Origin of the sequence: Neisseria sp. HMSC067H09 (assembly GCF_001814135.1) — a bacterium.
Taxonomy (GTDB): domain Bacteria; phylum Pseudomonadota; class Gammaproteobacteria; order Burkholderiales; family Neisseriaceae; genus Neisseria.
The window spans coordinates 23,132-38,198 of the sequence record NZ_KV814909.1 but is presented as its reverse complement, the minus strand read 5'-3'; the positions used below and the strand labels follow the sequence as shown (position 1 = coordinate 38,198).

The 15,067-nt window shown below is 51.6% G+C and carries 11 protein-coding genes and 1 pseudogene; 3 read left to right on the top strand and 9 right to left on the bottom strand.

The window, feature by feature from the left end; translation table 11 throughout:
- Nucleotides 1-70: 70 nt before the first annotated feature.
- From HMPREF2954_RS06130 to dapC, 3 genes are all read left to right on the top strand, one after another.
- Nucleotides 71-997, top strand: coding sequence for an aldose 1-epimerase (locus tag HMPREF2954_RS06130; protein ID WP_045072730.1), 927 nt, complete (start codon nucleotides 71-73; stop codon nucleotides 995-997).
- A 321-nt stretch (nucleotides 998-1,318) separates the two neighbouring features.
- Nucleotides 1,319-2,488, top strand: coding sequence for an NAD(P)H-dependent flavin oxidoreductase (locus HMPREF2954_RS06125; protein ID WP_003778674.1), 1,170 nt, complete (start codon nucleotides 1,319-1,321; stop codon nucleotides 2,486-2,488).
- A 278-nt stretch (nucleotides 2,489-2,766) separates the two neighbouring features.
- Nucleotides 2,767-3,954, top strand: a complete 1,188-nt coding sequence (gene dapC, locus HMPREF2954_RS06120; protein WP_045072728.1) for a succinyldiaminopimelate transaminase — start codon at nucleotides 2,767-2,769, stop codon at nucleotides 3,952-3,954.
- A 69-nt stretch (nucleotides 3,955-4,023) separates the two neighbouring features.
- Here the strand turns inward: dapC and HMPREF2954_RS06115 are convergent, their stop codons facing one another.
- The 9 genes and pseudogenes from HMPREF2954_RS06115 to HMPREF2954_RS06075 all read right to left on the bottom strand — a co-directional run bounded on the left by HMPREF2954_RS06115 (nucleotide 4,024) and on the right by HMPREF2954_RS06075 (nucleotide 15,058).
- Nucleotides 4,024-7,122: a type I restriction endonuclease subunit R gene (locus tag HMPREF2954_RS06115; RefSeq protein WP_045072727.1), complete on the bottom strand. Its 3,099-nt coding sequence runs from the start codon at nucleotides 7,120-7,122 to the stop codon at nucleotides 4,024-4,026.
- Nucleotides 7,123-7,200: 78 nt separating this feature from the next.
- A complete protein-coding gene (locus HMPREF2954_RS06110; RefSeq protein WP_070689046.1) occupies nucleotides 7,201-8,472 on the bottom strand; it encodes a restriction endonuclease subunit S in 1,272 nt (423 codons plus the stop codon).
- Nucleotides 8,473-8,700: 228 nt separating this feature from the next.
- Nucleotides 8,701-8,994, bottom strand: a pseudogene (rhuM, locus tag HMPREF2954_RS06105) (RhuM family protein); the annotation flags it as partial.
- A complete protein-coding gene (locus HMPREF2954_RS06100; protein WP_045072724.1) occupies nucleotides 8,991-10,532 on the bottom strand; it encodes a type I restriction-modification system subunit M in 1,542 nt (513 codons plus the stop codon). The gene HMPREF2954_RS06100 and the pseudogene rhuM, both read right to left, overlap by 4 nt.
- Nucleotides 10,533-10,610: 78 nt before the next feature.
- Nucleotides 10,611-11,615: an ADP-glyceromanno-heptose 6-epimerase gene (gene rfaD, locus HMPREF2954_RS06095; protein ID WP_045072723.1), complete on the bottom strand. Its 1,005-nt coding sequence runs from the start codon at nucleotides 11,613-11,615 to the stop codon at nucleotides 10,611-10,613.
- Between the two features lie 89 nt (nucleotides 11,616-11,704).
- Nucleotides 11,705-12,667 carry an ADP-heptose synthase gene (hldA, locus tag HMPREF2954_RS06090; RefSeq protein ID WP_052673326.1) on the bottom strand — a complete coding sequence of 321 codons (963 nt, stop codon included), beginning with the start codon at nucleotides 12,665-12,667 and terminating at the stop codon, nucleotides 11,705-11,707.
- Nucleotides 12,668-12,721: 54 nt separating this feature from the next.
- Entirely contained in the window at nucleotides 12,722-13,462 is a 741-nt protein-coding gene (gene pyrF / locus HMPREF2954_RS06085) for an orotidine-5'-phosphate decarboxylase (RefSeq protein WP_009173597.1), read from the bottom strand.
- A gap of 347 nt (nucleotides 13,463-13,809) precedes the next feature.
- Nucleotides 13,810-14,457 carry an adenylate kinase gene (adk, locus tag HMPREF2954_RS06080; protein ID WP_002232195.1) on the bottom strand — a complete coding sequence of 216 codons (648 nt, stop codon included), beginning with the start codon at nucleotides 14,455-14,457 and terminating at the stop codon, nucleotides 13,810-13,812.
- An 82-nt stretch (nucleotides 14,458-14,539) separates the two neighbouring features.
- Nucleotides 14,540-15,058, bottom strand: a complete 519-nt coding sequence (locus tag HMPREF2954_RS06075; protein ID WP_045072721.1) for a hypothetical protein — start codon at nucleotides 15,056-15,058, stop codon at nucleotides 14,540-14,542.
- Nucleotides 15,059-15,067: the final 9 nt, after the last annotated feature.

The window sequence follows — 15,067 nt, the reverse complement described above, 5'->3', positions numbered from 1 at the left end:
AAAGGTCGTCTGAAAACTTTTCAGACGACCTTTTATACACCCTGCCTCAACCACCATCAGGAGCCGCTTCATGTTCACACTCAAAACCGACAACGACCGCCTGCTGCTCGCCTCAGCCGATTTGCGCGCGGAAATTTATCTCTACGGCGGGCTGCTCAACCGCTACGAAATCCGCCGCCCCGACGGCACATGGTTCAACATCGTCAAAGCCTACGACACCCCGCAACACGCCCGCGAGAGCCTGACCGAATGGTTCCGCAGCGGCAAGCTCAGCCCGTACGCCTGCCGCCTGCGCCACGGCAAATACAGCTTTGACGGCAAAGCGTATCAGTGCGGCAAATTCAAACTCGCCGAACACGCGGCACACGGTTTGATGTATGACCGCGAGTTTGCCCTCGTCAACAGCCATGCCGACGGCCAATCCGCCGAAGTCGAAATCCGTGCAGATTACGCGCAAGACGACAGCGGCTACCCCTTCCCCTTCAGCCTGACCGTCCGCTACCGCCTCAGCGCAGACGGCTTAAGCATCCGCTCCACCGTCCGCAACCAAGGCGCAACCGCCATGCCGCTCGCAGACGGCTGGCACCCCTATTTCACACTCGGCGGCAAAACCGACGATTGGTCGCTGGAAATCGACAGCAGCAAACGCTTGGGTTTCGATGCCGATTTGGTTCCCGACGGCAGCATGATCGACGACACCCGTTTTCAGACGACCTCAAGCCTGGCAGGCATCGAATTGGACAACAGCTTTGTCTTGGCACGCCAAAAGCCCGCCGCCTGCACGCTTTCAGGCAAAGGACTGACCCTGAGCATTTACCCCGACGCATCCTATCCCTACCTGCAAATCTTCACCCCATCGACCCGCGACACCATCGCCATCGAAAACCTCAGCGGCGCACCCGACTGCTTCAACAACGGCTTAGGGTTAATCAAGCTGGACGCGGGAGAAGAAGCCGCATTTGAAACGCGCTACCATATCGCAGCCAACCGTCCGTAAGCAGCCCGAACCTTTACCGGCAAAGCAAAGGTCGTCTGAAAACGCCCAATCAGGTTTTCAGACGACCTTTTCGATTTTTAAGCGACACATTCGTCCCAAAAATGCCGCAGCACACCGCCAACACTCAAAACAATAGTTTCTTAATTAACAATATATTAAGATTATTTTAATAAAGAAACTGTATTAAAACTCTAATTTCCCATTTGATTAGAGTATAATTACTAAAATCTTAAAACAGGCGTCATTTAGCCGATAAAAGCAACTTCGATACAGATACCCGTCTATTAAAAACACCACCCGCAACCATCAAGGAACCCATACATGCAAAACAACTTCGACCCATTGCACATCCGAGGCAAATCATTGATTCCCGTCGTCCAAGGCGGGATGGGCGTGGGCGTTTCCGCATCGAAACTCTCCAGCGCGGTCGCCCGCGAAAACGGTGTCGGCACGATTGCCAGCGTTGATTTGCGCCACCTGCATGACGACCTGCTCGCCGAATCCAAAATCAATCCGAGCGAAGAAAAATACACCCGACTCAACTGCACCGCGCTTGACCGCGAAATCCAAAAAGCCAAAGCCGACGCAAACGGCAAAGGCATGATTGCCGTCAACGTCATGAAAGCCGTCAAAGACCACGCTGCTTACGTCCGCCAAGCCTGCGAATCGGGGGCGGACGCGATTGTGATGGGCGCGGGATTGCCGCTGGATTTGCCCGAAATGACCGAGGGTTATCACAAAGATGTCGCCCTGTTCCCGATTTTGTCCGAATCGCGCGGTATCGGCATCGTATTGAAACGCTGGATGAAAAAAGGTGTTTTGCCCGACGCCATCGTTATCGAACATCCCGCACACGCTGCCGGACACTTGGGCGCGGCAAGCGTGGCAGGTGTGAACGATGCCAAGTTTGAATTCAAACGCGTCATCGAAGAAACTTTCGAAGTATTCAAGAACTTAGGTCTTGAAAGTGAAAAAATCCCGCTCATCCTCGCCGGTGGCATGGCGAACTTTGAAAAAGTCAAAACCGCGCTGAAAAACTGGGGCGCATCCGCCGTCCAAATCGGCACGGCGTTTGCGGTTACCGAGGAAGGCGATGCCCACATCAACTTCAAAAAAACGCTGGCAGGCGCAGAAACCGAGCATGTTGTCGAATTTATGTCCGTCGCCGGACTGCCCGCACGCGGTGTGCGCACCAAATTCCTGGACAGCTACATCAAGCGCGAATCCAAGCTACAAGCCAATGCCAAAGCCGACCCGCGCCGCTGTACGCAAGGCTTGAACTGTCTGACCAGCTGCGGCCTGCGCGACGGTTTGGCAAAAGCCGGACAATTCTGCATTGACATCCAACTCTCCGCCGCCTTCCGTGGCGAAGTCGATAAAGGCTTGTTTTTCCGAGGCAAAGACCCGTTACCGTTTGGCAACGCCATCCGCACGGTTCAAGAAACCATCCAATACTTGCTTAACGGTGCTCTTCCCGCAGCAGCCAAATAATTCATACCCGCAGATGAACGCTAAAAAAGGGCATATTTCAATGTGCCCTTTTTTAGTGGATTAAATTTAAATCAGGACAGGGCGAGGCAACGCCGTACTGGTTTAAAGTTAATCCAATATATTTTGCCTGCAAATCGCGTGATGCTTAAAAAGGTCGTCTGAAACCGATTTTCAGACGACCTTTTCCTAACGCTGCCTCCCTTTTCCTGCACACATTGTCAACAAAATCCGCATAAAAAATGCTAAGATGACCGTCTCGATAGACATTTGGAACACCCATGAACCCACCACTCGACCAGCTCCAACCCTATCCGTTTGCCCGCCTGCGCGAAGCCATGCAGGGCGTTAACCCTCCCGAAGGCGTCACCCCCGTCCACCTGCATATCGGCGAACCGAAACACCCTACCCCCGAAGTCATCACCAATGCGCTGACCGCCTCGCTGCACGAACTGGAAAAATACCCCCTGACCGCAGGTCTGCCCGAGCTGCGCCAAGCTTGTGCCGACTGGATGCGCCGCCGTTACGACGGACTGACCGTCAACCCCGATACAGAAGTCCTGCCCGTACTCGGCAGCCGCGAAGCCTTGTTTTCCTTCGTTCAAACCGTCTTAAACCCCGTTTCAGACGACCTCAAACCCATCGTCCTCAGCCCCAACCCGTTCTACCAAATCTACGAAGGCGCAGCCATTCTCGGCGGCGGCGAAATCCGTTTTGCCAACTGCCCTGCCCCGTCCTTCAAGCCCGATTGGAAAAGCATCACCGAAGACGTATGGCAACGCACCAAAGTCATGTTCGTCTGCTCGCCCAACAACCCCAGCGGCAGCGTCCTGCAACTGGAAGACTGGCAAGAAATCTTTGATCTGCAAGACAAATACGGTTTCATCATTGCTTCCGACGAATGCTATTCCGAAATCTATTTCGACGGCAACAAACCCATAGGCGGCTTACAGGCGGCAGCACAATTAGGGCGCAGCAACCGCAATATCGTCATGTTCACCAGCCTCTCCAAACGTTCCAACGTTCCCGGACTGCGCTCCGGCTTTGTCGCAGGCGATGTCGAATTGCTTAAAAACTTCCTGCTCTACCGCACCTACCACGGCAGTGCAATGAGCATCCCCGTCCAACGCGCCAGCATCGCCGCATGGAACGACGAAGAACACGTCATCGCCAACCGCCGCCTGTATCAGGAAAAATTTGACCGCGTCATCCCCATTTTGCAACAGGCATTCGATGTCAAACTGCCCGACGCATCATTCTATATCTGGCTGAAAGTACCGAACGGCGATGATTTGGCATTTGCCAAAAATCTCTGGCAAAAAGCCGCCATCCAAGTCCTCCCCGGCCGCTTCCTCGCCCGCGATACCGAATGGGGCAACCCCGGTGAAGGCTACGTCCGCATCGCCTTGGTCGCCGATGTCGACAGCTGCGTCAAAGCCGCCGAAACCATCGTTTCCCTATATCGCTGAATAAGGTAACGGTTCAATAAAAAGTCGTCTGAAAACTTTAAATCTGAGTTTTCAGACGACCTTTTTGATTTAGAGATTTCCTCCCACCCCCTTAAACTTCTCCACAAACGCCGCAATTTTCTGAAAAACACTTTGTTTCTTCGTCAGATATTGCGGGTTGAGCGGACTCATTTTCGGCAGGGCTTCGGTCAGTTCCGTGCCGTTTTCGCTGGCATAGCCGCGTTTGAGCGAGCCGGTCAAATAACGTTTGGCGGCGGTTTCGTTCAAACCTTCGGCGGCAATCAGCTCTGCTGCTTCACTCCTCATCACCTCTTGCGCATAGGTGTAGAAGGTTTCCAGTATGGTGGGAACGTCGGGTACTTTGTCCAAATCCGTATCGTTGATGAAATCCACAATCAGGCTCTCTTTGGCGCGGTGGCCGATACTTGCGCGGATGATGCGGCGGATTTCTTCCACCAGCTCCGCTTTGCCTTTGATTTTTTTGTGATGCTCGAAAACCAGTTGCAAGATGTAATCCAGATTGATTTCCTGTGATTTGAGCAAATCCACCTCAAAAACCACATCGTCCCAATCAATTTTTGACTGTTCTTTCTGTTCGCCTGCTTTTTGGCGGCGCAGCCAGTCGCGGATGTCATTGTAGACAGAGCGATAATCCTGCACTGCCCTTTCAGAGGGCATCGGCACTTGCCGCATTTCCTGCACGTCTTCATCGTTCAGGTAGTATTTTTCCTGAAACGCCTTCATAGCATCTTCGTCCGCCGCATCCACATTCTGCAACTCACGCAGCGCAGCAAATTCATCGTAGTTCTGCAATACGTTTTCCGCCCGCAGGTATTCGCCGAAGAGCTTGGCAAAATCTTTTTTGTCTTTTTCCGTTTCGATTTTGTCGGGATCGGGGAAACGTTGGCGCAATTCTTTTGCCACATCCAAATAACCGCGCCGCGCTTCGCCGGTCAGGCTGTCGGTATAGCCGTTCATGTATTCTTCGTAACTTTTTTCCAGCACCACATTTTTGGTGTTTTTGTCGCCAAACAGGGTAATCGCATCAATGGTTGCCTGCTCCAAATTACGGAAGCAGACAATGTTGCCGAAGGTTTTGGTGGCATCATAAATGCGGTTGGTGCGAGAAAACGCCTGCATCAGGCCGTGATAGCGCAGGTTTTTATCGACAAATAGCGTGTTCAGCGTCGGCGCGTCAAAACCCGTCAAAAACATGCCGACCACAATCAGCAAATCCACTTCCTGGTTTTTCACCCGTTTTGCCAAATCGCGGTAGTAGTTCTGAAAGGCTTTGCTGTCCGTACCGAAATTGGTTTTGAAACAGGCGTTGTAATCGTTGATGGCAGCCTGCAAAAATTCTTTCGCACTGCTGTCCATCGCTTCCGGTTCAAAGGTCTCATCGACAATTTCACCGACGGCGTTCTGCTCTTCGTTGGCCGCAAAGGAAAAAATGGTGGCCACTTTCAGCGGGTTCAGGCTGCCTGCCTGTTGTGTTTTGAACGCTTCGTAATAGCACTTCGCCGCATCCACGCTGCTGACGGCAAACATGGCGTTAAAGCCTTTGCCGCCCGCATTCAGCCGGTGAGTTTTCTGCCTGAACTGGTTCAGGATATATTGCGTGATTTCGCGGATGCGTTCGGGGTGAAGCAGGGCTTGGCGGTTTTCGGCGGCACTCAGTTTCTTCTCGTCCTGTTCCGCTTCCACGGCTTTGAACTGCGGGCGCACATCGTTGTAATCCACTTTGAATTTCAATACTTTTTCATCGCGGATGGCATCGGTAATCACATAAGAATGCAGCTCCCGCCCGAATACGCCCGCCGTGGTTTCCGCGCCCAAAGCGTTTTCGGGAAAAATCGGCGTACCGGTAAAGCCGAACTGGCAGAATTTTTTAAATTTCTTTTTCAGGTTTTTTTGCGCTTCGCCGAATTGCGAGCGGTGGCATTCGTCGAAAATAAATACAACCTGCTGGTGATAAACCGGCAGATTATCTTCACTCTTCATCAGGTTGTTCAGCTTTTGGATGGTGGTAACGATGATTTTGTTGTCATCTTTTTCCAAATTTCGTTTCAAGCCCGCCGTGCTTTCCGAACCGTTTACGCTGTCGGGCGAAAAACGTTGGTATTCCTTCATCGTTTGGTAGTCCAAATCCTTCCTGTCCACCACGAAGAAAACCTTGTCGATAAACGCCGATTCCGTCGCCAGACGCGCCGCCTTGAAGCTGGTCAGCGTTTTGCCGCTGCCCGTGGTGTGCCAGACATAGCCGCCGCTTTCCGGTTTGCTCCAATTCTTCGCATGCGCAGAGCTGTTGATTTTCCACAAAATGCGTTCGGCGGCGGCAATCTGATACGGCCGCATAATCAGCAGCGTATCATTCGCATCGAACACGCTGTAATGCAGCAAAACGCTCAGCAATACGCTTTTCTGCAGGAATGTGGCGGTAAAGTCTTTCAAATCCTTAATCGGATAATTGTCCGACCGTGCCCAATTCATCGTGAAATCGAAGCTGTTTTTGTCGCGCTTAGTGGTGTTGGCGAAATAGCGCGTGTCCGTACCGTTGGAAATCACGAAGATTTGCAGGAATTTGAACAGCGAATTTTCGCTGTTGAAGCTCTCTTTGCTGTAACGGTGTACCTGATTGAATGCTTCACGCACCGCCACGCCGCGCTTTTTCAATTCAATCTGCACCAGTGGCAGACCGTTTACCAACACGGTAACGTCATAACGGTTTGCATGCGTGCCCGTCTGCTCAAACTGGTTGATAACCTGCACATGGTTGCGGGCAAGGTTTTTCTTGTCCAGCAGATAAATGTTTTTCAGACGGCCGTCATCAAAAGCAAAATCGTAAATATGGTCGTCGTGGATTTTTCGGGTTTTATCGGTAATATTTTCAGACGGCCTGTCCAGATATTCCGTCAAAAACCGCGCCCATTCGCCGTCTGAAAACGCCACATCGTTCAGCCGCTGCAACTGCGCGCGCAGGTTTTTCAGCAGCCTGCTTTGGCTGTTCAAATCCTTGCGGTATTCGTACCCCTGATTCTGCAAATCGGCGATCAACTCCGCTTCCAACTGGTTTTCCGATTGGTAGCTGCCCGACTGTTCGATTTTTTCATATTGGTCGAGCACGATGAAATTCGGCGTTTCGGCGATGGGTTTGGTTTCGAGGTTCATGAGTCGTCCTTTGCAGTGTCGGGTGTTAAACGGTTTGATGTTCGGATTGGGCTGCCTGAAAAAGTGCAGGCTGCTTTTTCAGGCAGCCTTGGGGAAGGCAAGCAGCTGTTCGCGGTAATATTCGTATTGTTTGCGGCGCAGGGCAATTTCGTGCGGCAGGCCTTCGCTGATGGAGTGGGTCAGGATGTCGAATTTGTCGAGGATGGCGGTGATTTTTTCTTGTTCGGGGATTGGGGGGATGGGGATTTTAATCATCTTTAATGCATTCGCATTAAGTTGAGGTTGTCCTCCGCCTGAAACTAATTTATTAGCTTGTCGCCAAAACAATTCTCCCTGTGCAAAGTGCCAATAATATTTAGGAATTAAAATATTTTTGTCAAAATCTAACTTGATCAAAAAACCTGCATATACCGCAGGATAATCTTCACTAAAAATCATTGTTTTTCCATATGTTGCTCCTGTTCTAGCCATGAGTAAATCATTTTTCTTTAAGAGATATTTTTTACATTCTGGCAAAACATCTATATATTTTTCTCCATTTGGTATCAATTTCCCGTTAGCATTAATATCGGAAATTCGTATAAACCTAGCTGTTCCTGCATCTTGGGCTTTTGCGATATATCCATATGTAAATTTACCCACTTCCCCCAACGTCTTCCAAACCACATCTTTCAGACGGCATTGATAGCCATCAGCTATCCCCCCCCCGATTTGATTGTCAAAATCTAAAAGAAAGTCGCGGTAATACTGGTATTGGCGTTTGCGCAGGGCTAATTCTGCTTCCAGCGTAGCTTCCAGCTCGGTGAATTTGTCAAGTATTTTTACAATTTTTTGTTGAGTTTCCAATGATGGGATGGGGATTTGGATTTTTGCCATATCGGTTGCGGAAACATCAATAACCTTTGTTCCTTTTGCAAATTTTCTTTTTGCCTTATCAAAAATTTCTGTTTGAGTGAAATAGACAAAGAATTTGCCAACAATTTCTTTGCTTGGTTTAAAAATAGTTGCGTGTCCTCCTGTAACGGCTTGCTCTTCTCCCAAATATAAAAGGGCTTTTCCTACGTCTTCTATATTTTCACTAGTGTTGGTAATTACCACATCACCTTTATCTACTTTCTTCAGTTTTTCCGCCAATTCCGGTGAAACGAAAGAAAGAGTCTTATCCGTCTGATTGCCATAATAGGTGTAAATTTGTCCGTAATGAATCGCCGGTACGCCGCTCTCGGTAAAATCTTTTTTCTGCAAACCGTTGCCACGAACCAATAGGCCAACCTCCCCCAACGGCTTCCACTCCACCGGTGCCGTCTGAATCATCTCAATCAATTTTTTCGCTTTGCTTTGCATATCCATGGTTGTTTTCCGTTTCCTTCCCGCTGCGGCGGGATGTGGGGCGGTTGTGGGTGACTTCGGCTCACTCTGTCCGTTTGCTGTTGTTTCGACGGGCTGAAGCCCATCCTGCTTTCAGGCTGCCTGAAATGGTGTGCAGGCTGCTTTTTCAGGTAGCCTGAATGCGGTTATTTTTTGCCGTCTTTTTTCTGTTTAAGCTGTTGCACGGCTGTTTTTTCCAACGCTTTAACGCTTTCCAGAACGGACGCGGTAGCCGACGGCAATAATCATGGGCAGGGAATAATGGGCGATTTTGCGGTTTACCTTGCGCCCGTTTTCATTTTGAACTGTCAACTGGAAGTTGACAGTTGCCTCCTCTTCCAATTCTTGCTCTGCAAGAATGATTTTAATGTGTTTGCTGACATTTTGTTTGGTGGTTTGGTACAGTTCTGCCATGTCTGCCTGCGTCAGCCAAAGCTGTCCGCCAAATTCCTGCAAGGCAAATTGGGCAGTGCCGTCGTTGGCGGTGTATAGGATGATGCTCATGCTTCAATCTCTGTAATCACTTCGTCAATTTCACGCCGCAGCTGTTCGATTTTAGCAACGGTTTCGCTGATTTCGGCGTTGAGCTGTTTGATGTCGACGGCCTCGCGGGTGTCTTCGGCTTCGACATAGCTGCTGACGGCGAGGTTGTAGCCGTTGTCTTTGACGGTTTGCTGGGCGGCGTTTTGGGCGATATGCGGCACATCGGCTTTATCGGCGAAGAGTTTGACGATGTCGGCAATGTATTCTTCGGTTAAGACGTTATTGTTGGTTTCTTTCTTAAAGAAGCCGCTTGCATCGATAAATTGGATGTCGGTATTGTCTTTATGTTTGGACAAAACCAAGATATTGACGGCGATGCCGGTGCCGTAAAAGAGATTGGGCGCAAGGGCAATCACGGTTTCCACGTAGTTGCCCTCCACCAGATATTGGCGGATTTTCTGTTCTGCGCCGCCGCGATAGAAAATGCCAGGGAATGAGACGATGGCGGCGCGGCCTCTGCCGGAAAGGTAGTTCAGTGCGTGCAGGATGAAGGCAAAATCGGCTTTGGATTTCGGGGCAAGTACGCCTGCGGGGGCAAAGCGGTCGTCGTTGATTAAGGTGGGGTCGTCGCTGCCTATCCAGTTGATGGAATAAGGCGGATTGGAGACGATGGCATCAAAGGGTTTGCCGTCTTTGAGCTTGGGGTTGGTCAGTGTGTCGCCCAATTCGATGTGGAATTGGTTGTAATTGACGTTGTGCAGGAACATGTTCATGCGGGCGAGGTTGTAGGTGGTGTGGTTGATTTCCTGCCCGAAGAAGCCTTCTTCAATAATGTGCTCGTCAAACTGTTTTTTCGCCTGCAAGAGCAGGCTGCCCGAGCCGCAAGCGGGGTCGTAGATTTTGTTGACTTTCTCCTGCCCGTGCACCGCCAGCCGCGCAATCAGTTTGGAGACGCTTTGCGGGGTGAAAAATTCGCCGCCGGATTTGCCTGCGTTGGCAGCGTAGTTGGAAATCAGGTATTCGTAGGCATCGCCGAAAAGGTCGATGTGGTGGTCTTCAAAATTGCCGAAATCGAGTTCCGCCACGCCTTTGAGGACGGCGGCAAGGCGTTTGTTCTTGTCGGCAACGGTGCTGCCGAGTCGGCTGCTGGTGGTGTCGAAGTCGTCAAACAGACCTTTAATGTCTTGTTCGGACGGATAGCCGGAGGCGGAGCTTTCAATCGCGGTAAAAATTTCTTTCAGCTTGGTGTTGAGCTCTTCGTTTTGATGGGCTTCGGCGGCAATATTGCAAAAAAGCTGGCTGGGGTAGATGAAATAGCCTTTGACTTTGACGGCATCGTCTTTGATTTCGGGCGTGATGATGCTGTCGGACATAGCGGCATAATCAATACTGCTGTCGCCAGCCTGCATATAGTCGGTGAAGTTTTCGCTGATAAAGCGGTAGAAAAGTGTGCCGAGAACGTATTGTTTAAAGTCCCAGCCGTCCACCGCACCACGTACTTCGTCCGCGATTTTCCAGATTTGGCGGTGCAGTTGGGCGCGTTGTTGTATTTCGGTCATAATCGAAATCTATATAAAAGTTAAACAAATCAAAATCGCCTGATATTTTCAGACGACCTTTGTTATGGGCATTTCAAATTAAGCCAGATTTTCCAGCATCCATTTGACGTAGCGCTCTACGCCTTCTTTGACATCCAAAAATTCTTCCTTGTATCCGGCTTCGCGCAGTTTGGTAATGTCGGCCTGGGTGAAGCTTTGGTATTTGCCTTTGAGCGCGTCGGGGAAGGGGAAGTAGCGGATAAGTTCTTCTTCTATCAGCTCTTTTAAGCTCAATTCAGGTTTGCCTTCGGCAGCGCGGCAGGCGTTGACGGTGGCGGCGGCGAGTTCGTTGAACTGTTGGCTGCGGCCGGTGCCGAGGTTGTAGATGCCGGAGAGATTGGGGTGGTCGAAGAAGTAGAGGTTGACTTTGGCGACGTCTTCGACGCTGACGAAGTCGCGGGTTTGTTCGCCGTTGCCGTAGCCGTCGTTGGCTCCGAACAGGTTGACGTAACCGTGTTCGCGGTATTGGTTGAAATGGTGGAAGGCGACGGATGCCATGCGGCCTTTGTGTTGTTCGTGTTGTCCGTAGACGTTGAAGTAGCGGAAGCCGACGACTTGGGCGGTCAGGCCTTCTTTCATGCGGCGGCGCAATACTTGGTCGAACAGGAATTTGGAGTAGCCGTACACATTGAGCGGTTTTTCAAGTTCGCGCTCTTCGCGGAAGATTTCGCCTTTGCCGTACACGGCTGCGCTGGAGGCGTAGAGGAAGGGGATGCGTTCGTCCTGACACCAGTCCAAAAGGTCGAGCGTGTACTGGTAGTTGTTGTCCATCATGTAGAGGCCGTCGTGGTTCATGGTGTCGGAACACGCGCCTTGGTGGAAGACGGCTTCGATGTTTTCGTAAGGCAGAAGATGGCCGCGCACTTGGCGGATGAATTCGTGTTTGTCGAGGTAGTGGGCGATTTCGCACTCGGCAAGGTTTTTGAATTTTTCGCCACGGGTCAGGTTGTCGACGGCGACGATGTCGGTAATGCCGCGTTGGTTGAGGGCTTTGACGATGTTGCTGCCGATAAAGCCGGCCGCGCCTGTTACGATGATGGTCATATTGGGTTTCCTTTGATTTTTGGTTTTGGCGAAACTCGTTGCACTCGTTTCAGACGACCTTGGAAAGACGGGGTCGTCTGAAAAAGGAATTACTGCTCTTCCAATGCTTTGTTCAACTCTGTAAACGAGCAAACCGCCGTACCGAGTTTGGCGACGACGACGCCGGCGGCGGTATTGGCGAGGTGCATGGCTTCGGGCATGGTGTAGCCTGCCGCCAGCCCCAAACCCACTCCGGCAATGACGGTGTCGCCTGCACCGGATACGTCGTAAACTTCTTGGGCGCGGGTGGGCTGGTAAATGGGTTCGCCTTCGCTGAACAGGGTCATGCCCTCTTCGCTTCGGGTCAGTAAAACGGCGGTCAGGTCGAGGTGGCGGCGCAGGTTTTGCGCTTTTTCGGTCAGCTCGCTTTCGTTTTTCCAACTGCCGACCACTTCTTTCAATTCAGCGCGGTTGGGCGTAATCAGCGTGGCGCCGGCGTATTTTTCGTAATCGTCGCCTTTAGGGTCGATTAATACGGTTTTACCTGCGTGTTTTGCCCAATCTATCATATCGGAGATGTGCGACAGGCCGCCTTTGCCGTAGTCTGAAAAAATGATTGCGTCGTATTCGGGCAATACTTCGCGGTATTTCTGCTTGATTTGCTCCAACACTTCGCGGTTGGGATGTTCTTCAAAATCAAGGCGGATAAGCTGCTGGTTGCGGGCGACGACACGCAGTTTGACGGTAGTGGCGATTTGTTTGTCGCGCATCAGATAGGAGGCGACGCCGTTTTGCGCCATCAGCGCGTCGAGCGCGTCGGCGGCTTCGTCGTCGCCGGTTACGGACAACAGCCCTGCTTTGCCGCCCAACGAAGCGATGTTGCGCGCAACGTTCGCCGCACCGCCCGCCCGTTGGTCGATACGTCCGATTTTCGCCACCGGCACGGGCGCTTCGGGCGAAATACGGGACACGTCGCCAAACCAATAGCGGTCGAGCATCACGTCGCCGACAACAAGGACTTTGGCTTGCGCGAAACGGGATTTGAGGGTTTCTTGTTGGAACTTGGTGGGCATATTGCCTCCGTTGTGTTTTTTCAGACGGCCTCAACCTGTAAGGTCGTCTGAAAATCAGTTTGCTTCAAGGTTCGCCACGCGGTTCACTTCGCGCAATACGGCTACCGGATCGGCAGCTTGGGTAACGGGGCGGCCCATCACTAGATAAGTCGAACCTGCCGTCAATGCCTCGGCGGGCGTCATGATGCGGCGTTGGTCGTCGTTGTTGCCGGCAACGTCCAAGCGGATGCCGGGCGTTACCAAGACAAAATCCTGCCCTAATTCGCGGCGCAGCGGCGCGGCTTCTTGGGCGGAGCAGACCACGCCGTCCAAGCCCGAACTTTGCGCCAGTTTCGCCAAGCGGATGACTTGTTCTTCAGGGGCGATGTTCAAACCGATTTCCGCCAAATCGCTTTGTTCCATACTGGTCAACACGGTTACGCCGATTAAGAGCGGCTTCGTGCCGTATCCGGCAACAGCTTCGGCGGCGGCTTCCATCATGCGGCGGCCGCCCGATGCGTGCATATCGACCATCCACACGCCCATGTCGGCAGCGACTTTGCAGGCTTGCGCGACGGTGTGGGGAATGTCGTGGTATTTCAAATCGAGAAAGAGTTTGAAACCCTGATGGATCAGGCTTTCCGCCAAACTGCGTCCCGTAGCGGTAAACAGCTCTTTGCCGATTTTGATTTGGCACAATGTCGGATCCAGGTTGCGGACGAATCCGAGCGTGTCTTTTTCGTTGGCAAAATCAAGGGCAACGATGACCGGGGTGCGTTGTTGCGGAGTTTGGAAGTCGGTGATTAAAGGATTCATGGTGTTTTCGTTTTCAGTTTTCAGACGACCTTTATCGTCTTTTTCGCAGTAACAACGTAAATTCAAACCGTAGGTCGGGCATTGATGTCCGACCTACGCGGACTCAAGCCCCCGACAAACTGTTTCGGATGAATTTGAACCGGTACATCAGCCGTCATTCCCGCGCAGGCGGGAATCCATTGATAAAACTCAGTTCATCAGATTTAAACAGCGATTGCCCAAATTCAGAAATGGATTCCTGCCTGCGCGGGAATGACGCCGAATGATTATTTTTCGGTTGCAACACGCTGTTTGTCAAAAACAGGTCGTCTGAAACCTGATTTACTGTTTTCAGACGACCTTTTGATTTATTTGCCCAATGCGCCCAATACTTCGGCTTTTACGGCTTCTACCGGCTGAGTGCCGTCAACTTTGATGTATTTCGGCGCATGTTCACCTTCAAGCTTGCTGTAAAAATCGACCAGCACTTCGGTTTGCTCGTGGTACACGGCAAGGCGTTTTTTGACGGTTTCTTCTTTGTCGTCGTCGCGCTGAATCAAATCTTCGCCGGTTACGTCGTCTTTGCCTTCGACTTTGGGCGGATTATAGGTAACGTGGTAGGTGCGGCCGGAAGCCAAGTGGACGCGGCGGCCGCTCATGCGGTCGACAATCACGCTGTCGGGTACGTCGATTTCAACGACCGCGTCCAAATCTACGCCCGCTTCAACCATCGCTTCGGCTTGTGCCAGCGTGCGCGGGAAGCCGTCGAACAGGAAACCGTTTTTGCAGTCGTCTTGCGCGATGCGTTCTTTCACCATGCCGATGATGATGTCGTCGCGCACCAAGCCGCCTTCGTCAATGATTTTTTTCGCTTCCAAACCCAGCGGCGTGCCTGCTTTAATCGCAGCGCGGAGCATATCGCCGGTAGAAATTTGCGGAATGCCGAACGCAGCGGTGATGAATTGTGCCTGAGTGCCTTTGCCCGCGCCCGGCGCGCCTAACAATAATACTTTCATGGGTGTTCCTTCTTATTAAGTGATATAGATTTGAAACGTGATTCAAATGATTTTACACGGCTTGAGTTTATCGTTCAAAACTTCAGACGGCCTGTTCCGCGCCGAAATGTTTCCATGCGTCATCGCGCATTTCGGCAAACCATGTGTCTTCGGGAAAACGCTCCAATGCGTCTTTCAAAGTGGAAAGCAGGTTTTGCGATAAAGTTTTCGCCAAATATTCTTCCTCGTTGGCTTCCGCCGCCTTGTTCGCCTGCTGTGCCAAACCGAGCGCGCGGGTTTGATGCCCGTGTGCCAAGTAGTTGAGCGCAATCACCTTTTGCGCCCAAAGCTGCGGAATCTCGGGGCTGTCTTGCAGCAATACCGACAAAATCGACATGGCAACCGTCAGTCTGCCGCCGTTCAAGCGCAAATCCAGCGAACGGTTGGGCGGCAGCGTACTGAGCGTTTCCGCCATACGGAACCAAAACTCGCCGCTGGCTTCGTCCGGCGCGGCAGCTTTCAGCATTTCATAGTTAAACTCTTGGTCGTCGTTCTGAACCAGCAGGGCAACATCGGCAAGCAGTTTTTGCTCCTCGCGGCTCAAATGGCGTAAATCGGTCATGTTTTTCCT